Here is a 25808-nt window from a genome sequence, read left to right as displayed (position 1 = left end):
AAATTTAACGGATTAAAAAAGAAGCAATTATAATTTATTGACAGCCAAAGGAGCTAATTTAGCTCCTTTGGAAATAGATGGATTAAACTGTGGGAGGATAGTCACTCATAAATTTTTGTATCAAGACAGGAAGGTTAAAGAGATTGTCAATACCGCCTTTTCCTTCTGCCTCGCCTTCTTGTAATCGACTTAGATGTACACTTTCGAGAATTTTTTGCCTTAGGTCGTAATATTCGGAACCAAGGTGCTTAATTGTATCTAAGTTTTGAAGCTCTTGCTCTTTTGTTAAAGGAGATTGCCCTGCGTAATAGTGGAAAGTTGGGTAATTCGGGTAATTAAGCTTGCAATACGCTTTAAAATCTTCAGCTACCCCGCTTGAAATAAGGGCATTGAGGGCGTCATTATAGCCTGTCGAACCGACCTTACTATATTCCTCGAAAATTTTATCAGTAAAGTCGACTTTACTCTTACCTGTTACCCATTTCTCATACTTTTTCACATATTCTGATCTTGTGTCTATATAATCTAACTCTCCGCTAAGTTCTGAATATTTAGTTTTAGATAATTCTGTAGTTACAAAGGCTAGTTCCGCTTTTTTATCGGAAAGTTTTTTTTGTGCGTCAAGCACTCTAGCGTCCTTGTCCCCATGGGCTGCTTTGAGATCGCTAACCTCTTTTGAAAGCTGAGCTTCTTCATTTTTTATTTTGTCAAAATTTAATTCAGCTTTTAGGTCGTCATATTCTTTTTGCAAGGGGCCGTTTAAGGCTTTTCTAGCAACTTCAAGACTGCCATAGTCTTTTTGAATTATCCCTTCACGTTTGAGAAGCTCATTTCTAACTAGAGGAAGTCTTCCATTTAAGTACTCAAGGATAGAGGATTCGGGGTCTGCTAAAAAAACCTCACTTTCGTTTTGAATCCTTGTGGCATCTCGGACAATAGATCCTGACCCTGGCTTACCCGGATCACCAATCAAATCGCTAAAAGTCGTATAATTACCGCGTCCTTCTTGAATTTCATACCTTACTTCATTATCCCCATGGACTGACTTATGAAGATTTAAGAAGACTTCCTTAGTTTTCGGGTTCTCAAAAAAATCAAAGACTTTTCTTGTAGCCATAATACTTGCATAAGCCGGTCCTGCGTTGGTTTGAAAGCTTGCAAAGCTCTGATTTAACTTGGTTCCCTCAGCTACTTGCTTCATTGTTTCAAGACGTCCTATAAAACCGGCTATATTTAGCTCAGTGCCCGGGGAGCCTGGCCTTGCAGTTCCCGGTACAAAAATGTTTGTCGATTTATACCCTAGTTCCGCACCTAAACTTGCAGTTGTACGAATAAGATCGGCAAGCTCCGCATTGGCGGATTTTAGCTGTTTTGGATTTTTAGTTTTCTTTACGACTATGGTCCCGTCTTTTTTTAGAACCATGGAATATTGATCTCCAAGTTTTTTTGCTTCCTGCGAGGCCGCTCCATACTCTCCTAGGCGAACTAAATTAGCCTCATAATTCTTTTTTACTAGAAGAGCCCTATCTTTTTCAGATAAAGCAGCTTTTGAGCCTTCTTCTGCTTTTAGGTGCGCTTCTTCAGGATTGCCTTTTACTCGGTTAGCTAAAGGTTTAACAATCGATTGGACGGGGTGGCGGAAAATTGCTGCCGCTACGCCATTCAATAGCCCGCGATTCCATCTAGTTTTAGTTTCGTCGCCGGAAACTTTAGCAGATCCTATAGTTGGAGGTTGAGGCAAGGGAATGTTTGGGGGTTCTGGAAGATCAAAAGCCTCTTGTGGGACATCGGATTCTTTATAGCCTTCAAATTGGGCAGAAGCAAAAAGGGTATCCTTTTCTTTACCCTTAGGTTCTCTTGGGGAAGATGGAAATGGGTCAACAGTCTCTGACTCAACCTCTACCTTTCGCCATTCGTTTAAGTTTCTATTCATTTCAGCGAGCCTTTCCGGATTTGGCTTTTGAGGTATCGGAGGGGGTGTTTTTGCTTCCACATCCTCCATAGATCTTCCCATTAGCGCTTCTGCTTTCTCTTCCGTAATTTCACTGAAACCACTATCACTTGGCATGGTTGATTGATCAGGTTTGTTAGATTTAGGAGGTGCTTTTTCAATTAGGCTTTGTCGCAGTTCTTGTCTTTTTGTCTTATACTCATTAATAGATTCCCGAAGTTTAGAGAAAGCTTCAGAGGCCGCTCTCTTGGCTTTTCCAATCACCTTTACAATAGCTTCGTAGCCGGCCTTTGTTTTCTCAACACCTGCTTTATAGCCCTTTATTCCGAAATCCTTCATTTCTTTTAAGTTTTCCTGGAGCTCTTCTTTCATCTCCCGGCCCTGTTTTACAGACGCTGTCGCAATTTCGGAAGGGGCTCTTTTAATTACATTCCAAACAATAACGCCGGCTTTTTGTATGTTTTCCTTGGTCACCGATTGTTTGACGGAAGAGGCTTTATTGGAGACAGCTTCCCAAGCTGAATGAATCATGTTGGATATAGACTCTCTAGAGGGTAAAAACCTGGTAAAATTGTTTGCTCCCAAATGTTCGGAACCGACATTGGCTTGAGGAGTAGAGGGGGTGGTTACCGTTCCTCCGAGTGTTCCTGCTGCTATCTGAGAAGTTGAAGAGGGAACTGGGGGTAGGGGTTTGTCCGGTTTTGGGAATTGCCTGGTTCCAAAGGTGGCACCCTCCTGGGGAGAAGGAGTTTTATCCGATGAGAATGCTTGCATAATAAATCCCTTAGTATAGTAATAAATTATGTTAATTATATTATATAATATTTTATTTAATAATTATATCCATACCTCTATTACTAAGTATCTACGTAAAACATTTTTTTTATTTCAGGTTTATGTAAAGATTATATTTGTCTATTAATAATTTCTTAATAGAAAAAATTTTAAAGAAGAACAAATAAATACATTTGCTATAATAAAGACACATTTCCGTTTCTAATCTAATTGAATAAATAAAGGTAAAGGTATGCAAGGTGATCCACTAGGTTCGGTTTCGGTCTCTAGGCCAAGTACTCAAGAAACATCTAAACCCATCTTATTTGAAAAAAGGGTTATCGCCTTTGAAGCAAAACCTAAAGCCAAAGAAGATAAAACAAGTCTTTCCTTGCTGGTCAAAATATTAAGTCTTGGCATCCTTCCCCTGATAAAATTAATTGTCGACAAAGTAGCTCCCCATGCTGTCCTTCCGGGGGTTCCACCCTCTTATAAAAAAGTCTTTAGGGGAATTCGGAATGACTTTTTAAAAAATAACCCTGAGACCGCAAGCGTCTTACAAATGAAAACAAGCGATGGGGTGGATCTTGACGGCCTCTTGATTTTCCAAAAAAATGAACAAAAAATTAAAAAAGATCAAAAATGGATCATAATGCTTCAGGGGAATGGCCAGTGCTATGAAAATTGTCTGGAGGAGGCTAAGGAAATTGGCCGAAAATCGGGTGCCAATGTCCTATTATTTAATTATAGGGGGGTTTTAGAAAGCAAAGGCCAGCTAGAGCGGCTTCAAGACCTTATCATTGATGCTGAAACACCTGTAGAAATGCTTCGGGAGGCTGGAATAAACGATGAGGACATCGCATATTTAGGCCATTCATTAGGCGGTGGCATAGCGACACAAGTTGTTGGAAAAGATGGGAATGATAAAATTGGACTTGTGGTTTCAAGATCCTTTGGTTCTCTTGCTGAGACAGCTTCTAGCCTTTTGCCTGTTATCGGCCGTCCCATCGGCTTTCTTATGAAATCCTTTGGGTGGGAGCTTAATTCGGAAGAACAGTGGAAAAAGTTCATCAAAAATAAGAAGGACAATATCGGTATAATTACCCATAGCCAGGATCAATTGATCACAAAAACGATCTCTCTTTGGCAAAAATTAAAAAAAGATATCTCGACCCAGGATCTTGAAACTTTGAAAACAAAGCGAGTCAAACTGAGAAAGTTGATCCAAAGAAAGGTGGGTCAAATTATAGACCCGACGCGGCCTCTTTATGAAAATATCCTGGTTAAAAGCTATATCTCAAGAGTTGGCTCTGACAAATTAGTGGTTTATGAGATAGAAATGAGAGATTTTTTAAAATCTCTTACGGAAGAGGAACAACATCAACTCGGGAGGGAAGATAGAGCCTTTATTGAAAGAATGAGAGAGGCCTATCCGGAAATTGGACGGGATGAAAGAAAGGAGTTAAAAAGTAGTATAAAAGAGAAGCTAGACACGCTTGTAAAAAACCAATTGGATATTCTTAAGAATTATTTATCGGAGATGAAACAATTAAGGGAAATTAAATTGAAACTAAGCAGAAGCGATGTAAATGAAGAGGTTATTCCTCAAGAGATAGTGTTCCTAGAGCGGATCTTAAACGAGGCCGATGAGCTTTTAAAAAGGCCTCCTCCAAAAGTCAATAAAGAGAATCTTAAGAAAAAAGTGGAAGAAGGTTTCTTCGAAAATCCCCACAATTATAGCTACGATTATGATAGGGAGCACTTTCTTGAGATAACAAATCTTTGCAAAAAAGTCCTAACGCAAGCTTTTTCAAACTAATTCACATGTGAATTACCTTGTTTTTTAAAAGAAGGTGGAGATTTTCTATTTCTTATATAAAAGTAAAACCCCAAGGCTACAAAAGGGATGCTTAAAAGTTGTCCTGTAAGCAATGTCGTTTCTGAAAACACAAGGGCTGTTGGCGGCTCTTTTAAATACTCTAAGAAAAAACGGCTTCCAAAAATCAAAATTAGAAATATCCCGGCTTTCTGACCCTCTTTAAGCTTATTTTCCGGAAGGAAAAATAAAAAAAGGAAGCTTAAAAAATAAGCTAAGCTCTCATAAAGTTGAACCGGGTGTCTTGGCACAAGGCTTTCTCCGGAGGCCGGGCTTTGGAAAAGGACTGACCAGGGAAGATCTGTTGGCTTTCCTAATATTTCCTGATTAAAAAAATTGCCCAGTCTTATAAAGGAAACGACTAAGGCTACGGGCACAGTTAAAATGTCCATAAGCTTGAAAAGTGAAAGCTCAGGAAAACGTTTTAAAGTAGTTTGAGAGAAAAGAAAAAGGGCAAATAAAACTCCAATCGTTCCTCCATGGCTTGCAAGGCCGCCCTCCCTGATATTAAAAATGGCTAGCAGGTTATTTTGATAATAGGGCCATTCATAGAAAAAGACATGCCCAAGCCTTGCTCCAATGACCGTGCCAAGGACAAGATACCAAAGCAAATGATCTGAGAAATAGTTTGAGAGCTCTTTTGGTGAAAACAAGGTTTTTGGAAATGCGTTAAGAAAAAAGGTTTTAGTTATTCTAGAAGGGTTCTCGATAAGAAGAGTGTTTAACTTATTGAAAAGTTTTGATTTATCCAAGTTTTGATTATGGGAAAAAGCGGTTTTAAAAAGCTTTGATTCCTCATTATTTTTTACTAAGAGACCTTCTAGCTCTTCATTAAAAAAATCAGCTGATTTGATGTCTCTTAAGTAAAAAGAAGAAGAAACCAGATTCCTCACTTTTTTTTCTACCATAAGATAGCCGATGTAGAAGCCCGCAACAAAAAAAAGCCCATACCATCGTACCTCTAAATCAAAATAGGGGAGGGTAAAAGCAGTTGGATTCGAATTCCAGTTAAGGGTTGAGAAAAAAAAATTTAAAAACATAGAAGATCTCCAAAAAAAAAGCTCCTTACCCCTAAAGGTAAAGAGCCTATTTCCCTTAGCGGATCGGAGTAGAGGGATTCGAACCCCCGACCTACTGCTCCCAAAGCAGCCGCGCTAGCCAAGCTGCGCTATACTCCGATAGTATTCGCTAAAAAAATCTGACACTCACTTTAGCATAAGATGCGAGATTTTACCAAGAAAAATTGAAAAGGAAAAACAAAAAAAAACTTTTTGCAAAAAAAATTTACAAATCTTAGGTTTGCCTAGTATCTGTAATCTTCTCTTTTATAAGGACCATTGACCGGGACGCCTAAATACTCTGCTTGCTCATCATTTAAGGTCGTCAGCTTAACACCAAGCGGTTTTAAATGAAGGCGAGCGACTTTTTCATCAAGAATTCTTGGAAGGCGATAAATTCCGGGAGGGTATTTTTTAGACGATTCCCAAAGTTCAAGCTGTGCAAGAACTTGATTGCAAAAGGAGTTAGACATAACAAAGGAGGGATGTCCCTTCGCGCATCCTAAATTCACAAGCCGCCCCTTCGCAAGCAAGAGAACGCTTTTACCATTTTTCCAAGTGAATTTATCAACAAGGGGCTTAATCTCCTCATGCACAATCTCCGGGTTTGTAAATAAGTAATTGGCATCGATTTCAACATCAAAATGACCGATGTTGCAAAGAAGCGCACCGTCTTTCATTTTATCCATATGACGAGGAAGAATTATGCCTTTGCACCCAGTTGCTGTGACAAAGATATCGGCATCCATTGCCGCCTCATCCATGGTCGTCACTTCAAAGCCGTTCATAACTGCTTGATAGGCGATAATTGGATCAATTTCTGTAATTACAACCCGAGCGCCGTAGGCCCGTAAAGCTTCGGCGCAGCCCTTACCGACATCTCCATAACCTGCCACCACAGCTTTTTTTCCCCCAATCATAAGGTGCGTGGCCTGCTTAATGCCGTCAATCAAGGATTCAAGACAGCCATAGCGGTTGTCAAACTTGGACTTTGTGACAGAGTCATTGACATCGATTGCAGCAATCGGTAATTTGCCTTCATGAAAACGCTTCCACAAAGCGCGAATACCGGTTGTCGTTTCCTCTGAGACTCCCTTTATGGAAGGGATAAGATCAGGTCTTTTATCTAAAACGTAAGCTGTCAAATCCCCGCCATCATCGATTAGAAGGTTAGGGCCATAAGGAAATTCCAAAGTTTTCCCAATGCAGCGCCAGTACTCTTCTTCGCTCATCCCCTTCCATGCAAAAACAGGAATGCCTTTATTTGCAAGATAGGCTGCCGCTTCATCTTGAGTGGAATACACGTTGCAAGAACTCCAGCGGACATCGGCTCCCAACTCAATTAAAGTTTCAATGAGAATGGCAGTTTCAATTGTTAAGTGAAGACAGCCTGTAATTTTGGCTTTTAGGAAAGGTTTTCGATCCTTAAACTCATCTCTTAATGCCATAAGGCCCGGCATTTCATGCCTTGCAAGGGCTATTTGCTTTTTTGCAAACTCAATCGTTTGATTTGCATCCTCGCTTCCAAGCTGAATATGTTTTGCGATTTCGTAATCTCTTTTTTGAAGCATGGAGATAACCTTATTCACTTTCCTTCAAAATCAGACTTGCATAAATAAGGCTCAACGATCAAGAAAAAATTGAAGACAATGCTTAGATCAACCCTTTTTCAATGTCGCGAACAAGAGGTGCGATCTTTTCGTCTTCAGAATCAAGTCCTTTTTGAATTCGACGAAAACTTGTCATAATGGTCGAATGGTCTCGGCTTAATAAATCCCCGATTTTCATGTAAGGTAAAGAGAGCTTTGATCTTAAAAAATAAATGGCGACTTGTCTTGGCAAAGTAGATTCCCTTGCTTGTGAGGGTCCTTTCAGATCATCGATTCTTATGCCAAAATGCTCGGCAACAGCTTTTAAGATAATTTCGGCTGTTAAAACGCTTTTTTCTTCATCGTCGATTAAATCTTTGATTAAGGACTCAAGTGCTTGAGGATAAAGCGAGGCTTGTTTTGCAAGGCTCTTATCTTCGTTCATATGCGTCCTTAGAGAGAAGGCTTCAAGGGCTCTAATAAGGGCTTTTGGTCCGCTTTTAAAAGTGGTGAGAAAAAAATCAGCCACTTTTGGAGATAAATGGATATCAAGAAGTGCGCATTTTCCCTCTAGTATGACACGCATTTCTTCTTTTGAGGGTAGCTCCAAAGGAAGTGAGAGGCCCCACTCAAACCTGCTTATAAGCCTTTTTTCAATATGATCTAGGTCTCTTGGCGGTTTATTAGCCGTTAGAATAATTAATTTTCCGGCTAAATGAAGTGTGTTAAAGGTATGGAAAAATTCTTCTTGGGTAGCCGATTTTCGAGCTAAAATATCGACATCGTCCAAAAGAAGGACATCTGAAGAGCGATAAGCTTCTCTAAAGAGCCTCATCTCTCCCGCTCTTATGGCAGATACCACATGGTCTGCAAAAGTATCTGCTTTAACATAGGTGGCATTAAGACCTTGCCGTCTTAAAGCGAAAGCTACAGCCATAAGCAGATGAGTTTTACCTGAACCTGCTTTTCCATATAGAAAAAGTGGGTTGTAAGGCGAGTGATGGACATTTGCGGGATTTAGAGAGCCGCCTTTCGATTGATAGCCTGTCAGTTCATATAAGACTTTCAGTGGTAGAAGCGAGCCTTTTGTGGGGAAGAAAGAATCAAAATGAAAGCTTGGGTCTAAGGAATCAAAATTTAATTTGAACGTATCTAGTTCTTGAGGCTCATTTTGCTTCTTACGAAAAGTTTTATTTAATTTCTGGTTCTTGGCGACATTTAGATGAACTTTAATGAATTTGCCATTAAAGGGAATGCCCCCTTTAATTTTTTTTCTTATCTGTTCTTCAAACCAGATGGCTTGGAAAGGGTCTTGAGCTTCTAAAAAAAGATTTTGAGCATCGAAACGGGAAATCTTGAGATTGCGAAGCCATTTTTGTACAGTGGCTTTTCCCATCTCAATCTCTTGCAAAGTCAGGAATTGTTCCCAGGCTTTCATCTACTAAAAAACTCGACTTTGTTTTTTAAGGAACGTTAAGCTTTAGCGATATTAAGAATAACCCTTAGAAAAGTTATCGCAAAGAAAAAAAATCCTAAATTTAAACTTAATATCGCTTTAAATCCGGCTTACCTTAAATTCATTTGAGAGAAGCCGGACTTAAAAAACTTTAGCTACTTCGTCTTTTTCTTGCTTCCGCTATCCACTACCACAAGGTCCGATTTATTTTTTTTTCTTGTCATCCACCACTGCTGAACCATGCCGAGCAGCATAGAGGAGATCCAATAAATGTTTAATCCGGATGGGAAGTTATAAAACATCCAAGTGAATAAAACTGCCATCATCGAACTCATCGCTCTTTGTTGACGTTGCTGCTCAGTCCAAAGGGCCGGATCTTTTGGAAGCGGGGAGGCAATTCGCGGCTGAATAAACATAATGACGCCCAAGATAATAGGCAGCAGGTGAAATTCATTACCGATTAAAGGAAGAGGTGTCTTCCAGCTGAATAAAACATCTGGAGAGGTCAAGTTATCAATCCAGCCGGGTATAAAAGAAGCGCCGCGGAGTTGAAAAGAGGATTTTAAAAGGTCGAACATCCCAATAAGAAAAGGCATCTGAATTAAAAGAGGCAGACACCCGGATAAGGGATTTGCACCGCTTTCGCGATACAAGTTCATGATCTCGATTTGTGCTTTTTTCTGATCGTTTTTGTATTTCTGCTGAATGGCTTGTACTTTAGGGCCAATCTCTTGCATCTTCATCATGGAGTTCGTGGACCATGCGTTAAGAGGATAAAGCATCACTCTTAATGCCACAGTCAAAAGAATAATTGAAAGTCCCCAGGAGCCGGTTAAATTGTAGAAAATATTCATCAAGAAAAAGAGGAACTTGGCAAAAGGCTCTGAAATAAATGCAAACCAGCCATGGTAGGCTTGGCAAGAAATATAATCCGGGTTGTAGCCTGTGGTTGGATCACTGTAGGCGAGATCCACAGCTTTTAAAATGGGGGTCGAGTAAGGCCCTGCAAAAAACCTAAAATTCATTGTTCCCCCTTTGCTATTTAAAGGGAGGTAGGTTTGATAGCCGGGAAGATCTTTTGCTTTGAAACGCTCAAATTCTTCTCCGATTTCTACAAGCCTTGAAGGAACTATGGTTCCATCTACATAAGAAACTCTAAATCCGGGGTCGACTTCTGTGAGTGGATCCATAATGATGCCGAAAAAGGCGTTGGAGTTAGAGATCCAATCAGGATTAACATGCGAAAAAGTAGAGGTTTCTGTGGGAAGATCGATTTTATTAACTTCAGGGGTCCCGGCTTTAGTCATTCGGTATTTAAGGGCCGGCGCCGGAGCTCCGGAGATAAGTTCAGCTTCAGGTACGCCGCTTGTGAGCCAAATGCCTTTTGCTTCACCTTCAATTTTTATTTGAAGATCAAAGCAATAGGGAGCGCTTGATTCGTTCAAGGTATAGGTTTTTACAACCCTTCTTCGCCCATCGCTTGCTTCAAAAACGATTTTTTCCTTATCGAAGTAAGTGGCTTTATAAATTTGCGTGGAAAGCTCCGGAAATTCCGAAACGAAGTTGCAGCTATAGAATTGAGGCGGAACCTGTAGGGATTTTCTTTTACCGGCTTCTATAAGGTCGCGTCTTATCAAGGGGTAGTAGCCGCCGATTTGATTGGCTTCTTTTTCAACAAAAGGACCTTCGCTTTTTTCGCCGGGAGTAAAAAATGCGTGGGCAGGAAATCTTGCATTGTAAGGGTGGTCGCTCACCATTTCCTTATCAAACTCAGTTATTTTAACTACACTTTCCTGATTGGATTCGCTCTCAAAAGGAAGGTTGATTTCGGCAACAGAGCCCCCCCTATTTGAAAACACAAGTTGAAGAGTCTTGTTTTCAAGGACAAAAAACTTTTCACCTTCTTCATCAGTCAACGCAACCTTTTCTTTGACCTTTTCAATGAGAGTATCGATTTTAGGGTCATTTTTAAAAAGTTGAAGATGTTCTTTGCCTGCAGCCAAAAGACCTAAGGGTAAATAGCTTCCATTTACTTGTATTAGGGCGATACCCGGCTTGTCTAAAAGCTCGAATGGGATCCCGTCTTTTTTTAGGGCCTCAAGCTTTTCAACGCTCGCCGCATAATTTTTTAGCTTGGCAAGAGGGAATTCAAGCTTTCCATCTATAATGCTTGCAGAGGTAGTGCTAAAGTCTTCACCTTTGTTTTTTGGAAAAACGAAGAGAATATTATATCGGCCAAAATCAGGCAGATTGCCGATTTTTAAAAGGGGGTTTTCATCTCTGCTATAAAGCCCAAGCTGACCCTCTCCGAGGGCGTTATTCTTAAGGGAAAGGGGGACCGTTTTCCCCTCTATTTTAACAAAAGCTTTTTCCGGAAGCCGGGCATCTTTTTCTCTAAACACAAGAAAAGAACCTTTGCTTGAAACGCTTTTAAAAAGGGGCTTTTGAAGAGCATCATCTTCATAAAGAAGAGAAGTGTTTAATGTTCCAGCCGGTTTATCTAAAGAAATCTCTTCTTTTGTTAGCTCGATTTTTTTATTGATTTCTGCTTGGTGCTGCTTAATCCAAAGCTCGCGGCTTTCTTGGTTTCTATAGTCAAAATAAAGATTGACTGCGAAGAGGCTTGCAGAAAAAGCAATGACCCAAAGAAGAGTTTTTTTATCCATAGATTTTAGCGAATGGGGTGATTAGGGTTTGGCCTTAAAAGGCAAAATTAATTTTAAAATGAAGACGAGTTAAAAAAAAGTTATATAAGGCCTTGAATAAAAATGACTAGACCCTCGTCTCTTTTCGAAGCCAAAAGTTTACCAAAGAAATAGTTAACCCGCAAGTTGATTAAATAAGTGTTTATTGACTCAATATTTTCAATCGAACGCAAATTTCGTAAAAAAGGTTTAAGTTTTGAAAAAATAAATTTTCTTCTCGCCCTTGCTTAAAAAGCAAGAGCAGTCCTATTCTGTTGTTTTCATGTTATTAATTAGAAGCGTTAGATATAGATATTCGATTTGTTGACTGACTTCAGGTTGAAATTCGTTAACAAATGAGAGAGGTAAAACTATGGCAGATTCAAGAAGTTTAGGGGATTACGATGTTATAAAAATGATTGGACAAGGGCCGCTTGGATCTCTTTACCTAGCTGAGCATCGCTTTATGAAAAAGCAATTTTGCCTGAAAATCCTTCCCCAGGAATTAGCACAAGACCGTGGTTTTATCCAACGTTTTGAAGAGGAGATTGCTAAACTATCCTCTCTAAATCACCCAAATATTGTTAAAATCCATAATATTTCATTCGCTTCGGGAAGGTATTTTCTTGTCACGGATTGTGTGGTGGATGATGTCGGTGAGACAACAAACCTTGCCCAATACATGATTTCACTTGATGAGCATTTAAAAGAAGAAGATTTATTTTGTCTCTTGCAAGATGTTGCTGAAGCTTTAGACTATGCCCACAGCCAATGCGAAGACTTTGTTCATAGGGAATTAAAGTTAAATAATATTTTAGTCAGCAAGAAAGAAGGCAAGCCTAAGTTTTATCTTTCAGATTTCGGCCTTGCCAAGATCGTTGGCGATGGCGCCATTTTAACTCGAACTTTTAAAAGTGTGGCTGAAGCTTTAAATATTTATCAAGAGGTTAGTCCTGCCCCTGAAAGCGGGCATTTATACCCCTCTATGGAAATTGATGAGACAAAGCTTAGTCCCTTGCACGCTTCCTTCCTACAGAATTTTTCTTTTTTAGCGCCGGAACAAAAAAAATTAAATGAATTCCATGAGATTGGACCAAAAGCTGATACTTATGCTTTTGGAGTCTTGGCTTACTACCTTCTCACCAGCCGATTTCCGGAAGGGTACTTTGAGATGCCAAGCCTTCTTGGAACTCCCTATCAATGGAATTGGGACTTCCTTGTAAAAGAATGCCTTCATTTTGATCCAGCCAAAAGACCTCTTGAGCTTATTCCGGTGTTAAAAAGCGTTAAGAGTGTAAGGAAGGAAACCGCCTCTCCCCAGGCATTTTTTGTTAAGCAAGAAGAGAGCCATGAGGATTACCAAATGGAAGAAGCCGCTCATGTTTCCTTAAAGGAGCCTGCCTTTATTAGCGAAGAGAAAGAAAGCCATCATTTCAAACCTGTTTTTAACGATGGCTATCTAGAAAGACCGGTTCATGACCCCGATCCTGCGAAACAATTTGCAATTGATCATGGGGTTAAACACTATGAACCTGTAAGAAAAGAAATCCATAAAATCGAGCCCCTCCTAACTGAAATGACAATCATCAAGGCTACCAATTTTATGAGAGGGAGCAATGAAGGAAGCCGTGATGAGATGCCGCGCCACAACATTAGCGTGGAAAGCTTTGCTATGGACGTCCATCCAGTGACGAATGAGCAATTCGTTCGTTTTTTAGAAGCCCTCGGCGGTGAAAAAGACAGCAATCATAATGATGTCATTCGATTAAAAGAATCTAGAATTAAAAGAAGCGGGGGACGCTATACCATTGAATCCGGTTATGGCAAACACCCTGTTGTCGGCGTGACATGGTATGGCGCTTTAGCTTATGCAAAGTGGGTTGGAAAGCGTCTTCCAACAGAAGCCGAATGGGAGCTTGCAGCAAAAGGCGGGGATGAAGAAGCGATTTATCCAACGGGCAGCAGCATCGAAAAATCGGAAGCCAACTTTTTTAGCTCGGATACAACCCCTGTTAAGAGCTACCCTCCCAATCCCTTCGGTCTTTTTGATATGCCAGGAAACGTTTATGAGTGGTGCCAGGATTGGTATGGCTATAATTATTATGAAGTTTCAATCCAAGAGCCTGACAATCCAAAAGGACCTCTTCAAGGCGTCTACAGGGTTTTAAGAGGAGGCTGCTGGAAAAGCTTGAAAGAGGATTTGCGCTGCTCCAAAAGGCATCGCAACAACCCGGGCACCGTAAATAGCACCTATGGGTTTCGCTGCGCTGTGGATGTAAAAAAAGAATATTAAAAGGTGATCCTATTATGAAGTCTTTACTTTTTGTCTGCCTTGGGAATATCTGTCGATCACCCGCAGCTGAAGAAATTTTTAGGGCCCTTGCTGCTAAAAATAATTTAACCGATTTTAAAGCGGCAAGCGCCGGGATTGGCGACTGGTATGTAGGTCATCTTCCGGATGATAGAATGAGAGAAGCTGCGCAAGATAGAGGACACTTTCTTGCTAGCCGGGCACAAGCCTTTAAAAAGGAATTTCTCGATTCTTATGATCTGATCCTTGCCGCTGACACAGAAGTGCTTCATGATCTTTACAAGTTTGCAGACACACCGCAAATGAAATCAAAAATTCATCTTCTAACCTCATTCAGCCCTATTTATAGAGGGGAAAACATCCCGGACCCTTTTTATGGGGGCAGAAAGGATTTTGACCTTGTTTTGGATATGCTAGAAGACTCATGTCAAGGCCTTATCGATTATTTTAAAAACCAAAACAGCAAAAAAAACGGGCCGTCTTAAGCCAAAGTGCCAACCGACTATCATAAACCATGAAATTCTATAGAGTTGTATGAAAAATAAATTTTGTGCCTTGCTTTATACCCTAGCACTTTTCGCTTCTGCAAATGCGATAGCTGAAATGAAACCTGCCGTAAAGATTTTGGCCACAACTGCAAAAGAGAGGTATGATGGGGCAGCTGATTGTAAGTTTGTGTTTACTAATTTTCCAATCAATGAGGATATCAAAGTTTCCTATTTAAGCTGCGTATCGAAGGATCCAAAAAATCGCAAAGTAGAATGGCTTAAGCTTTTTGAAGATGGGACGTTTGGTATCAACAAGTGTAGAAAGGCAGCAGTTTTTGATGTTAATACAAAAAATACTATAAAAGGGGAAAAAGTTGTCGCCCGCTTTGAAACAAAAGAGAAAGTGTTAGCTGAAATTTCATTTGTTCCAAAACCCCTTATTTTTAAGAGCGATAAAGATTCTTTTTCTGTTGAAGTCATCCTGGAAGAAACCGCCCCTACAACTATTTATAAATTTTGTTTAAGAGGACTAAAAGAAAATGACCTTCTTTTTTTCAATTCTCTTTCCGGATCGGAAACGCTAAATTCTGTTTACGTTCATGATCCTAGCAAATCCTTTCTGTACACACCGGGTGTGGCAGGCGAGGTTTCAGGAGAAGCAAAAGTAAAATTTACAAAAAGTGACGACATTTTAGCTTTTTCTCTTCCCTGGGGAATGGCCATAAAAGAACAAAGGAAGGGGAAAACTCTGTCTCTTATTAGAAATTAGCATCTTTCATAAGTTTGTAAGATTAGCTTTTCAAAGTCATGAGCGTATTTTTTAGCATCTGTTCGCATCTCGTAGGATTGAAGCGCCTCTTTTTTCCAGTCAGCTAGAAGTTTTGGCTCTTCTATTAATCGGCAGCAAAGATTGACATAATCCTCATTTTTTAAAGAGGTAATCATCTTTTCCTTTCCAAAATAAGCGCCCATTCTAGCAGCAGGCATAGGGTCTTTTTCATCATACATGGAAACGATAGGAAGGCCTGCAGCCATGGCCTCAAGAAGGGCAAGCCCGCTGCCTACCGGAAATTCATTTAAATAAATGTCCATAGATCTTGTAAAGTCACTTGGATTTTTTTGAAAGCCTAAGAAATGGACCTGGTCTTGCACTTTCCTTTCTTTAAAAAAGGACATAAAATAATCAAGATAAACGGGATCTCCAATAGGATAGTAGTGAGCTCTTTTCTCGCGCTTTAAAATTTTTGCGATACAATCACAAAATTCGGGAGATAAGCGGTTGAATAAGTTTAAAGATACAGTAGTAAGTAAAATTCGATTGTGATCAGGATCAAAAGTTTCTCTTGGGATTGGGCTTTGATTCCAATTTTTTCTAAGATTTAAAGAAAAAGGTAGGGCTTCTACCACCGTGTTACGATTATTAAAAAACTGAATTTCGCTTTTTGGCCTTTCCTCGCAGGTAAGAATTAAATTAAAATGAGGCTCGATTGGAATGGCAAGATAGTAAGGAAGACAAAACCCATTCTTATCAGGAATGAGTGGAAAACCCCCATGATCCATAAAAACTGTGCAAGGAACCTCTAGCATTTTTGCAGCTAGAAGATTAACCGGATTAGGCATATGAAAAATGGCTATCTCGCACTTTGCTTCAGACAATTTTTTAGCAAGGATTTTAGCTTCTTCCTCGTACGTTAAAAAAGGATGGCTTAAAACTGTTAGGGGAATATCCTCTGAAAAAAGCGCTTGAACCGTCTTTTTAGCTCGGGTTAAAGTATCTTGACCGCTAAAACTATAGTAAGGGTATTCTTTGGGCCTATAAAGCCCTGTCTCTGTTGTATAAACACTTGCTTCAAAAAGGGTCTTATCGCGGTTTTCAAGAAGCGAGCGCAAGATTTCAGCCGGAGCATGGGCTTCATCAAACACCGTATTGATGATATGAGCAATTTTTATTGGCTTTTTAGCTTCTTTTTTTCTTTTTTGAGCTAATGGCGGCACTTTATCGAGAATGATCTTCAAGTAATCCGGCATTGCCGCGTTCATAGTAAGATTTTTTGGTTTTGTTTTATGAATATCATTCCAATCTTTATAGGCATAACGAAGCCAAAGGGCTAAAAATCTCTCTTCGCCATAGCGTTTTGCATCTCTTGCGAAGGCATGCCTTTTTCCGACTTCAAAAAGCCAATTAAATGGATCTCTATCCTTTGTTTCGCTTTTGAGCTGAGTTAAAGCTAACTTTAAATGTTCCAATATTTGAGGATAGTCCTCTTTTAGATAGGGATCTTCCGTGATAAAAAGAGGTTTTATTTCTTTGAAAGGTTCATAGGATTTTATAAAGGAACTATCAAGAAATTGTTCCAAGCCATAATAATTTAAAACATAAATTAAATTTTCGGAGTTGAGAAGTTCATCTAGCACCACTTTGAATTGCAGGGATTGGATTAAGACCTCTTTTGAATAAAACAAAAGAATTTTAGGTCTTCCGGAAAGGGGTTTTAATAAAGCATCCCATGGAATTTTTTTAGCCTCCATCAAAATAAGAGGAATATCATTGAAATTCAAAGTTAAGGGAAAATTTTTTATGGCTTTGATCTCTTCGGCATTTGCCGGGTATGCAAAAGCTTGATAGGGCTTTCCGCTTACAAATAAATGCTCGCTTAAAGCCTTCCTCTCTGTTGCAAAGGCAATAAAATGGTTACTAAAGTTTAAACGGTTCTCTAAAATGGCGCGTGTTTTTTCCCTGCACGATTCAAGGTGCTTTTTGAAATCTTCATTTTCACAAGGGATCAATTTTTTTTCATAGGCGATGTGGATATTTTCAAGAGCATCCTCTTGTTCAAGAGACTCTAGCATCTTAAGGGAAGCAAAATCGTCTTTATCCGCTGCAGAAAGAGAGAGAAAAAAACAAACTTTTTTTAAAACATTTTCAAAATCCTCATGTTTTAGCAAGAGCTGAATATCATCTTCTATGTACTTATGAAGAAGGGACCCGGCAACAAAAGAGTGGTAGGGCGGGAATCGAAAAAGAGCATCCGCAAAGTTCAGGATATATTTAGAAAAATCATCTTTTTTGTCTATTTCTTCAAAAGAAACGCTCGGATCATTAAAAATAGCTTCTAATGCTTCCTGAAATTGTTTTTCTTTAAAGTGCTTTAAGAATAAGAGGATAGCTGGATCCATAGTTATGTTATTCCTTTTTTAGAGGAAGAATTAAAGTAAATTCAACCCCTCCTTCTTCCTTATTCTTAACTTCGATCCTTCCCTGATGCATTTCAATGACTGAACGGACAAGGGATAGACCAAGGCCAAGCCCCGGTTTATCTTCCCCGGAAACCCTATAGAATTTATCAAAAATATAGGGATGCACTTCCTTTGGTATTCCGGGTCCATGATCGCAAACTTTTATTTCAAAGCTATCTTCCAAGGAACGAACTTCGATTTCGATGGGCCCTTTGAAATTGGAATATTCAAAGGCATTGACAATCAGGTTGTTTAAAGCAAGTTTCAATAGCTTAAAATCAAAAGGAGCCATAAGGTTTAGTTGTCCCTTGGCTTCTACCGCTTCATCTTTAGTAAGAAATTTTACATTTTCTAAAACTTCATCAATCAGCTTTTGTATTGGAAGCCTCTCAATATTAAGACGAACATAACCGGATTCAATTTCAGAAAGAGCGATGACATTGTCTATAATAAACTTTAGATTTTGGATAAAGTCATCAAGCTTGCTTAAAAGCTTTTTTTCAATGGGTTTTTCCGGAGCTTTTTTTATTTCAGCCAGAATATTTAGGATTTGCTCAAGCGGCATGTAAAAGTTTCGATTAAGTGTGTGGAAAAGGCTTTGATGAATCTTTTCAATTTGCCTCGTATAGTCTTCGTAGTGGATTTTCTGTTCGAAAAAGTGACGCTCAATGTAAATCCCAAGATGATGGTTCACTGTTTGAAGGAAATTTAACTCATCTCTTGAAAGAGTTCTTTTATTATTTGGCGTGTAAACAAGCACCCCGACTGCTTCTTTAGAGAATTTTATAGGAAGATACAAAGAGTTAACAGAAGGCAACGTGTTGGTGGACCATCCGGCCATTTGACCCGTTTGAAAGACGAGGCTTGCGACCGCTTTTTCTTTTTCATCCTGATTAATCTTGCTATCAAACTTTATGCTGCCTTCATCTGTTTTGACAAGTATGTTAAAAAAGCCATCAAACATTAATTCGAGCCTTTCAGTTACACGTGAAATTAAAGCTTCCATAGTTGCCGATTCAGCAATTTCTTGTTCAATCTCATAGAGTTTTTCCATTTTTTCTTCGCGCTGATGCAAAAATTGATCTTGTTCGCGAAGCCGCCTTGTCAAAAAACCGAGTAAAAATGCGGTGATAAAATAAATGGTGATTAAAGCGATATCTTCAGGGTCATGAATGGCAAGAGTAAAAAGGGGAGGGATAAACAAGTAGTTCCAAGCAAACGCGCTTAAAATAGCCGCAAAAAAAATTGGGCCCCTATTTAAAAAGAAATTTAAAATTAAAATGCCAAGCAAATAGACAAAGCCGACAGATTTGTAGCCCACATAAGGAAGCAGGGCATATCCAAAAAAGGTAATGGCCGCGATCGTGATAAGAGCATACAAATACGAAACAAAAGGAATAGGCTCTCTATGGAAGTCATGGGACTTCCGAAAAAGAGAGGTGGCTTTGTCTTGCCTTAGGACAATAATATCCACATCCTTATTTTCTTTTTCTATGCGTTCTATAATGTTTTGGCTGAATAAATTGATAACCCGGTTTCTTTTTACAGGGGGTCTTCCGACAATAATTCTTGTGACCCCTTTTTGTTTGGCAATACGGTTGAGGCCGGCAACAATGTCAAGGTCATGGGTTGTGATCGTGAGGGCGCCAAGTTCGCTTGCTAAATTTAGGTGAGCGTTAAGACGAAGCTGATCCTGATCGTTAAGTTTAACTCCTGTATCTACATAAACTGCATACCAAGGGGCGTCTAATTCAAACGCTAATTTTCTTGCCGCCCTTATTAATTGCTGCGAGGAGGGGCTTGAAGAAATAGCTACCATTAACCGCTCTCTTGTCCGCCATTTTTTACCTTTAATAAGCATGCCATGAAGGTCATGGTCTACTTTTTCAGCTGTAAGCCTGAGTGCAATTTCTCGTAACGCCGTTAAATTATCTTTTTGGAAAAAATTCTGAGCCGCTATTTTTGATTGCTCAGGAAAATATACTTTTCCTTCATTAAGCCTTTGGAGAAGCTCGTTTGGTGAAATGTCTATAATTTCAAGGGTATCGGCATGCTCCAAGAGAAGATCCGGGACTGTTTCATTAACTTTTATCCCGGTAATATTTTCAACAAGGTCCTTTCGGCTTTCAATATGCTGGACGTTTAATGTAGTGTAGACATCGATTCCGGCTTCAAGAAGTTCTAAAACATCCTGCCATCTTTTAGGATGTTTTGACCCGGGAACGTTTGTATGGGCCAGTTCATCAATTAAGACAAGGTCAGGTTTTGCCTTTAAGATGGCTTCAAGATCTAATTCTTCAAAAACCGTGTCTTTATATTTTACCCATTTTTCAGGCAATAATGGCAAGCCTGCAAGGAGTTTTTCTGTTTCCATCCGCCCATGAGTGTTAACAACCCCTACGATTAAATTTACACCCTCTTTCATCAAATTGTGGGCAGCTTCCAGCATAGAGTAAGTTTTTCCAACCCCGGCCGCCATTCCAAAGAAAATTTTAAGTTTTCCAAGCTTTTGCTTTTTTTCGGTTTCTTGCACAGCTTTAAGGAGCTCATCAGGATCCAATCTTTCATCAGGTGTCATAGGTTTTTGTCTAACTCCAGATTAAGAAGGAGCACATTGACATAAGCAGGCCCTAAAATTCCAATCTGCTTACCTTCTTGTAACTTGGAGATCAGCTTAAGTATGGTTTCGACATCGCGATTTCTTGCTTTTGCAATTCTTGGGGCTTGATAGAAGGCCGTTTCAAGGCTAATATGCGGGTCAAGGCCGCTTGCTGAAGAATAAACAAGTTCGTTTAAAACTGGATCGGTTAAAGAAAATTTTTCCATTCTTGCCTGTACTTCGCTTTTAAGCTTTTTACTTGTAGGGCTAAGATTGCTGCCGCCTGAGGGTCCTAAAGGATCATAATTGATGGCTGAAGGCCTTGGCCAAAAATAACGATCGCTTGTAAATTTTTGAGCTATTAACGAAGAGCCCAAAATTTTTTGATCCCTTTTTATTAAACTGCCCGTAGCCTGGTTTGGAAATATTAAATGGGCTAGAAAAGTTATTGCCAATGGGTAAAAAAAACCTGTCAAAATTAATAAGATAAGAAAGAGTTTGATTGCTTTTTTTATCATTAGACCAGCCCTAAGGAAGTGATTAATAAATCGATTAATTTTATCCCGATAAATGGGGCTATAATACCTCCAAGACCATAAATTAAGAGGTTTTGCTTGAGCAATTTATCAGCGCTTCCGGGGGAATAAGAAACTCCTCTAAGTGCAAGGGGGATTAGCAAGACTATAATGAGAGCATTAAAAATCAAAGCGCTAATGATGGCGCTCTTACTTGAGGTGAGATTCATGATGTTTAACGGGTAAAGAGCCCCTTTCAATTCTTTGGTGGCATAAAGCGTTCCAAAAAGGGCCGGGATAATGGCAAAATATTTTGCAATATCATTAGCTATGCTAAAAGTGGTTAAAGCCCCTCTTGTCATAAGCAGCTGCTTTCCTATTTCGACAATATCTAGAAGCTTAGTCGGGTTGCTATCTAGATCTACCATATTACCGGCTTCGCGGGAAGCTTGAGTTCCGGTATTCATGGCAAGGCCGACATCAGCTTGCGCTAAAGCCGGGGCATCATTTGTTCCATCACCTGTCATGGCAATTAGAAGCCCTTTTTTTTGGGCTTCTCTGATTAAGTTGAGTTTTATTTCAGGGGTCGCTTCAGCTACAAAATCGTCAACGCCTGCTTCTGCTGCAATGGCGGCAGCAGTCAAGTAATTATCTCCTGTAACCATAAGGGTTTTTATTCCCATCTTTCGCATTTCTTTAAAACGTTCTTTGATGCCTCCTTTAATCACATCTTTTAAATAAATAGCTCCAAGCACTGCGCTTCCAAGAGAAACAATAAGAGGCGTACCTCCTTTATTTGAAATGGACTGAATGGCGTCTATCAGTTCTTCCGGAAAATGGCCTCCCAATTTTTCTATATGGAGTTTAATGGCTTCATAGGATCCTTTACGGATAATTTTAACGTTGTCGGCAACGCTTTCGGTATAATCAATCCCGCTCATTTTGGTGTGGGCTGAAAAAGGAATAAATTTTGAGTGATTTAAATCTAAATTCTCTGCTCGTAAATGGTATTTGTTTTTAGCCAAAATAACGATGGAGCGCCCTTCCGGAGTTTCATCTGATAAAGATGCTAGCTGTGCCATTTCAGCAAGAGCTTTTTCATTGACATCGGGCGCCGCTATGAATTCAACAGCCATCCTATTGCCAAGGGTAATGGTTCCTGTTTTATCCAGGATTAAAAGGTCGATATCACCCGCGGCTTCCACTGCTTTTCCGCTTTTGGCAATCACATTTCTCTGAATAAGCCTATCCATCCCTGCAATCCCGATGGCGCTTAATAAGGCTCCAATGGTAGTTGGGATAAGACAGACAAGCAGGGCAATGAGTGTTGGCAAAGTCACTTGTTCTGCTAAATTTTGATTCGCGGCAAGGCTTGTATAATCGGCGAATTTTTTTAAGCTGATGATGGTGATGATGAAAATAAGGGTGAGGGAGGAGAGGACAATCGTTAACGCAATCTCATTTGGTGTCTTTTGTCTTTCAGCGCCTTCAATAAGAGAAATCATGCGGTCTAAAAAGCTATGCCCTTTCTCTGAAGTTACTTTAATAACAATTTGATCGCTAACCACACGAGTACCGGAGGTCACAGCGCTTCTATCGCCGCCGCTTTCGCGTATTACAGGAGCTGATTCGCCTGTGATGGCCGATTCATCAACAGTTGCAATCCCTTGAACCACTTCCCCGTCAGCCGGGATGAAGTCGCCGACTTCACAAACTACAAGATCTCCTTTTTTCAAAGACAAAGCGGAAACCTTTACTTCTTGGCCATCTACAAGTTTTCTAGCTATTGACTCAACTTGGGTTTTTTTTAAGCTTTCAGCTTGCGCTTTTCCACGGCTCTCGGCAAGCGAACTTGCAAAATTAGCAAAAAGAACGGTAAAGGAAAGCCAAAGGGCAATTTGCAAATTAAACGCAGAATAGTGCCCCAAAAAAAGAAGGAGAATGACAAAAATAGCGCTTAAATAGGTGACAAAAAGAACCGGATTTTTAATTTGAAATTTGGGATGCAGCTTTAAAAATGAATCCCTTAAGGACTCAAGGATCAAGTCCAGGGTTAAAATTCCTTTTTTCTTTTGCATGGGGTTTCTCATTTAAAAAACAACGCTTCTTCTCATTAACATCTCCTCTAAAATAGGGCCGAGGGAAAGGGCCGGAAAAAACGTTAAGCCGGCTACTATAAAAATTACAAAAAACAAAAGAAGCCCGAAAAGAGGGCTTGCTGTCGAAAACGATCCAAGGGATATCCCCCCTCGCTTTTTTAAAGCAAGGTGTCCGCCAATTGCAATCGCGGCTAAAAGAATAGTCAGTCTTGAAGCCAGCATGATAACGCTTAAGACAACATTAAAGAAGGGAGTATTGGCATTTAGGCTTGCAAAAGCGCTTCCGTTATTAGCCGCAGCCGAAGTAAAGGCATAAAGGATTTCGGTAAGCCCATGAGGTCCTTCGGTAAGGGTATCCAAAACAGAGGGTAGGGATAAGGCTATGGCAGCTCCAAGCAGAATTAGAAGAGAGGGGAATAAAAGAGCTAGCATAACCCACTTCATTTCTTGTTTTTCAACTTTTTTTCCTAAGTATTCAGGAGTCCTTCCAACCATTAAACCCGATAAAAAAACCGTTAAAAGAATAAAGAGTAGAAGGCCTGCAAGACCGACACCGACACCTCCAAAGATAACTTCGCCAAGCATCATATTAAATAGACATAGCCCGCCTGCAAGAGGCGACAGGCTTGAATGTGAGCAATTAGTCGATCCATTGGAAGTTGCGGTTGTGGCATTTGCAAAAAGGACACTATTGTAAATTCCAAAACGAGTCTCTTTTCCCTCTAAAACAGGATTGACTGCCATATTCGGGTTGACTGCTATCTCGGACAGGAAGCTTGCAAAAACACTTGTAAGGAAGAAAATTAAGAGGCATGCAAAAATTGGAGCCGCTTCTTTTTTCGATTCTATCATAAGCGCATACATATATAAAGTAGCGCCAGGAATGATAAGAATGGCCCAAGTTTCTAAAAAGTTCGTTAGGGGGGTTGGGTTTTCAAAAGGATGAGCGCTATTTGCGTTAAAAAAGCCCCCGCCATTAGATCCTATTTGCTTAATGGCAACTTGGGAGGCTGCCGGACCGCGAGGTATGGTTTGCTTAGCATTTTCTAAAGTCTCGACAGTCAAAGCTCCCTCTAGCGTCTGAATGGCTCCTTGGCTTACAAGAAAAAGGGAAAAGAGGAGGGAAAGGGGTAAGAGAACATAGAGGGTAAAACGGGTTAAATCCTTCCAAAAGTTGCCAACCGTCGTAGAATTTTGTCTTGTAAAGCCTCGGATCAAAGTTAAAAGCGCAGCAAATCCGGTGGCGGCGCTTAAATAATTTTGAACCGTTAAGCCAAGCATTCCGGATAGGTAACTTAAAGTTGTTTCTCCTGCATAGGCTTGCCAGTTGGTGTTAGTTGTAAAGCTGATTGCTGTATTTAGAGCTAAAAGAGGTTCGACACCGCTTAAATTTTCAGGGTTTAAGGGCAAAACCCCTTGAAGAAGCAAAAGCGCAAAAAGAAAAGCAAGGCCTAATAAATTAAAGAAGAGAAGAGCCATCATATAATTTTTAGCCGTCATTTCCTCTTCGCAATCGATAGAGCAAATTTTATAAATCTTGGCTTCTGTGCTTGAGAAAATAGGCAAAGTGAAAGAGGGGTGATCTTTAAATAAAATCCAAAGATATCGGCCCAAGAAAAGGGAGGTTCCCAATAAAAATAGGAAAAAGCTAACCAATTCCGCCCAATGATTCATAGCGGATCCTAAAATTTTTCCGGGTATAAAAGAGTATAGGTAAGGTAAAAAATAACAAGAACGCTTGCTAAACCCGCCCAAAAAAATTCATTGCCCATGAAAAACCTTACCCCGAAATATAGAGTGGAATTCCCTCTTTTATTTTAAAATAAGGTAAGAAGTAAAGGATCTTTTAAAAAAAAGAAACCCGCCTAAGCCTTGATTTTTAAGACTAGACGGGTTTAAACGATTTCTAAATTTTTAGAGTCTAGAAACACCTTCTTCAATGGCTGTGTCTTTAACCGCCTTTGCAATCGTTTCTGCAACATGCGGATCAAGGACATGAGGCAGGATTTTTTCAGGCGTTGGATTGGTAATAAGCTCAGCTAGCGCTTTCGCCGCGCGAAGTTTCATTTTTTCTGTGATTCGAGAGGCTTTTGCATCAAGGGCGCCTCTAAAAATGCCGGGGAAAGCAAGCGCATTATTGACTTGGTTTGGAAAATCGCTTCTGCCGGTTCCAACAACTTTTGCCCCGGCAGCTAATGCTTCGGCCGGCATAATTTCAGGTATGGGGTTTGCTAAGCCAAATATAATGGAATCTCTAGCCATCACTCTAACATCGTCGGCTTTAAGAAGATTCGCAGCCGAGACTCCAACAAAAACGTCTGCGTCTTTAAGCGCATCAAAAACAGTTCCATTTTGATTGGTAAAATTAGTGAATTCAAGCATTTGAAGCTTGGATGGATTTAAATCGTCACGGCTTCTTGAAATAATGCCTTTTGTATCGCAAAGAATCACATCCTTCACCGGTTTGACATCTCCATTTTGACCTATGCCTTTTAATAATTTTGCAACGGCCGCCCCGGCAGCTCCGGCTCCATTAATAACAACTTTCAAGTTTTCAAAATGTTTACCGGTAATTTTACATGCATTTAAAAGAGCGGCGTAAAGGACGATGGCCGTTCCGTGCTGGTCATCGTGAAAGACAGGGATGCCGATGTCTTGAAGGGCTGATTCTATTTCAAAGCATTTCGGGGCCTTGATATCTTCGAGGTTAATGCCTCCAAAAGTTGGAGCAATTGCCTTAACAATTTGAATTATTTCAGCAGGCTCTTTGGCGTTAATAACAATTGGGATCCCATCAACGCCTGCCAGTGCTTTTAAGAGAATGGCTTTTCCCTCCATGACTGGAAGCGCCCCTTCCGGGCCTATATCTCCCAAACCAAGAACTGCCGATCCATCCGAGACAATCGCGACGCTATTTCCTTTCATAGACAAGTTATAAGCCTCTTCGGGGTGTCTTGAAAGTCTTTGAGAAACGGCGGCAATACCCGGTGTATATGCGATCGATAATTCGGCCTGAGTGGTCACAGGAAATTTTGAGCGCATTTCCCATTTCCCATGGGTTTTGCGATGAGCATCAAGAGATAAGGTAAAATAATCTGTCATAGCGTGAGCGCCTTTTCGTTGATATAAAGGCAATTATCATAAGGGGTTTTAGAAAATTTTTAAAGAAAC

16 protein-coding genes and 1 tRNA gene are annotated in these 25808 nt (G+C 40.0%); 4 read left to right on the top strand and 13 right to left on the bottom strand.

Going from position 1 to position 25808, the window contains the following annotated elements; genetic code table 11:
- Positions 1 to 82: 82 nt before the first annotated feature.
- Positions 83 to 2725: a hypothetical protein gene (locus tag CSEC_RS06330; RefSeq protein WP_041017615.1), complete on the bottom strand. Its 2643-nt coding sequence runs from the start codon at positions 2723 to 2725 to the stop codon at positions 83 to 85.
- 253 nt (positions 2726 to 2978) lie between these two features.
- Between CSEC_RS06330 and CSEC_RS06325 the strand changes: the two genes are divergently transcribed.
- Entirely contained in the window at positions 2979 to 4544 is a 1566-nt protein-coding gene (locus CSEC_RS06325; RefSeq protein ID WP_041017614.1) for an alpha/beta fold hydrolase, read from the top strand.
- On the opposite strand, the gene lgt is transcribed toward CSEC_RS06325, so the two are convergent.
- From lgt to yidC, 5 genes are all read right to left on the bottom strand, one after another.
- Positions 4541 to 5641, bottom strand: coding sequence for a prolipoprotein diacylglyceryl transferase (gene lgt, locus CSEC_RS12680; protein WP_053331844.1), 1101 nt, complete (start codon positions 5639 to 5641; stop codon positions 4541 to 4543). The two genes, CSEC_RS06325 and lgt, sit on opposite strands and share 4 nt — an antisense overlap.
- A gap of 63 nt (positions 5642 to 5704) precedes the next feature.
- Positions 5705 to 5779 (bottom strand) — tRNA-Pro (locus CSEC_RS06315).
- 125 nt (positions 5780 to 5904) lie between these two features.
- Positions 5905 to 7230, bottom strand: a complete 1326-nt coding sequence (gene ahcY, locus CSEC_RS06310; protein WP_041017613.1) for an adenosylhomocysteinase — start codon at positions 7228 to 7230, stop codon at positions 5905 to 5907.
- 82 nt (positions 7231 to 7312) lie between these two features.
- Positions 7313 to 8686 carry a DnaA ATPase domain-containing protein gene (locus CSEC_RS06305; protein ID WP_041017612.1) on the bottom strand — a complete coding sequence of 458 codons (1374 nt, stop codon included), beginning with the start codon at positions 8684 to 8686 and terminating at the stop codon, positions 7313 to 7315.
- A gap of 173 nt (positions 8687 to 8859) precedes the next feature.
- A complete protein-coding gene (gene yidC, locus CSEC_RS06300; RefSeq protein ID WP_041017611.1) occupies positions 8860 to 11370 on the bottom strand; it encodes a membrane protein insertase YidC in 2511 nt (836 codons plus the stop codon).
- A 391-nt stretch (positions 11371 to 11761) separates the two neighbouring features.
- Here yidC and CSEC_RS06295 point away from each other — a divergent pair, with 391 nt between their 5' ends.
- From CSEC_RS06295 to CSEC_RS06285, 3 genes are read left to right on the top strand one after another with little or no spacing between them, the layout of a single operon-like run.
- The gene (locus CSEC_RS06295) at positions 11762 to 13681 is read left to right on the top strand and encodes a bifunctional serine/threonine-protein kinase/formylglycine-generating enzyme family protein (protein ID WP_041017610.1); all 1920 of its coding nucleotides are present in this window, start codon (positions 11762 to 11764) and stop codon (positions 13679 to 13681) included.
- Positions 13682 to 13695: 14 nt separating this feature from the next.
- Positions 13696 to 14184 carry a low molecular weight protein-tyrosine-phosphatase gene (locus CSEC_RS06290; protein ID WP_041017609.1) on the top strand — a complete coding sequence of 163 codons (489 nt, stop codon included), beginning with the start codon at positions 13696 to 13698 and terminating at the stop codon, positions 14182 to 14184.
- 49 nt (positions 14185 to 14233) lie between these two features.
- Positions 14234 to 14956 carry a hypothetical protein gene (locus tag CSEC_RS06285; protein WP_041017608.1) on the top strand — a complete coding sequence of 241 codons (723 nt, stop codon included), beginning with the start codon at positions 14234 to 14236 and terminating at the stop codon, positions 14954 to 14956.
- Here CSEC_RS06285 and CSEC_RS06280 read toward each other — a convergent pair.
- From CSEC_RS06280 to CSEC_RS06255, 7 genes are all read right to left on the bottom strand, one after another.
- Complete coding sequence (locus CSEC_RS06280; RefSeq protein WP_041017607.1) at positions 14953 to 17364, bottom strand: glycosyltransferase; 2412 nt, start codon at positions 17362 to 17364, stop codon at positions 14953 to 14955. The two genes, CSEC_RS06285 and CSEC_RS06280, sit on opposite strands and share 4 nt — an antisense overlap.
- A 7-nt stretch (positions 17365 to 17371) precedes the next feature.
- Positions 17372 to 20002, bottom strand: a complete 2631-nt coding sequence (locus tag CSEC_RS06275) for an ATP-binding protein (RefSeq protein WP_041017606.1) — start codon at positions 20000 to 20002, stop codon at positions 17372 to 17374.
- The gene (gene kdpC / locus CSEC_RS06270; RefSeq protein WP_041017605.1) at positions 19999 to 20541 is read right to left on the bottom strand and encodes a potassium-transporting ATPase subunit KdpC; all 543 of its coding nucleotides are present in this window, start codon (positions 20539 to 20541) and stop codon (positions 19999 to 20001) included. The genes CSEC_RS06275 and kdpC overlap by 4 nt, the downstream gene beginning before the upstream one ends.
- Positions 20541 to 22628, bottom strand: coding sequence for a potassium-transporting ATPase subunit KdpB (kdpB, locus tag CSEC_RS06265; protein WP_419761211.1), 2088 nt, complete (start codon positions 22626 to 22628; stop codon positions 20541 to 20543). Before kdpB ends, kdpC begins: the two co-directional genes overlap by 1 nt.
- Complete coding sequence (gene kdpA, locus CSEC_RS06260; protein WP_041017604.1) at positions 22629 to 24311, bottom strand: potassium-transporting ATPase subunit KdpA; 1683 nt, start codon at positions 24309 to 24311, stop codon at positions 22629 to 22631.
- A gap of 8 nt (positions 24312 to 24319) precedes the next feature.
- Positions 24320 to 24409, bottom strand: coding sequence for a potassium-transporting ATPase subunit F (locus tag CSEC_RS13520; RefSeq protein ID WP_079977995.1), 90 nt, complete (start codon positions 24407 to 24409; stop codon positions 24320 to 24322).
- 142 nt (positions 24410 to 24551) lie between these two features.
- Complete coding sequence (locus CSEC_RS06255; RefSeq protein WP_041017603.1) at positions 24552 to 25739, bottom strand: NAD(P)-dependent malic enzyme; 1188 nt, start codon at positions 25737 to 25739, stop codon at positions 24552 to 24554.
- Positions 25740 to 25808 lie beyond the last annotated feature (69 nt).

This window comes from Criblamydia sequanensis CRIB-18, assembly GCF_000750955.1.
GTDB lineage: Bacteria > Chlamydiota > Chlamydiia > Chlamydiales > Criblamydiaceae > Criblamydia > Criblamydia sequanensis.
The sequence above is the reverse complement of the archived record's forward strand: the minus strand, read 5'-3'. Positions and strand labels throughout refer to the sequence as shown.